This window comes from Nocardioides cremeus (assembly GCF_030518195.1).
Taxonomy (GTDB): domain Bacteria; phylum Actinomycetota; class Actinomycetes; order Propionibacteriales; family Nocardioidaceae; genus Nocardioides; species Nocardioides cremeus.
In genome coordinates this window covers 1-275 of record NZ_JAULSC010000303.1, presented here as the reverse complement: position 1 = coordinate 275, position 275 = coordinate 1, and the positions used below count along the sequence as shown (strand labels likewise).

The following is a 275-nucleotide window of genomic DNA, read 5'->3' as shown; positions in this document are numbered from 1 at the left end:
AATTTCCTTTTTTTCATATCTTTGTGCCCTTAAAATGTGAAATAATAAACTTTAAAAAATAATAAAGATAAATGGCTACGCTGGAAAAAATTAGAAGCAAAGCAGGACTGCTGGTACTCGTGGTGGGTTTGGCATTGTTCGCTTTTATCATTGGAGACTTTTTAAACTCTGGTTCTACTTATTTTAGGCAATCACAGGAACGGATCGCCGAGATTGATGGAGAGGTTGTAAAAATTCAAGATTATCAAGGTCGCGTTGATGAGATGGCCGAGATG

1 protein-coding gene is annotated in these 275 nt (G+C 36.7%); it reads left to right on the top strand.

Annotated features, from left to right (window positions below; all coding sequences use genetic code 11):
* Positions 1-71: 71 nt before the first annotated feature.
* The coding region (locus tag QWJ41_RS21220; protein WP_302710486.1) for a SurA N-terminal domain-containing protein at positions 72-275 on the top strand (204 nt) is incomplete at its 3' end.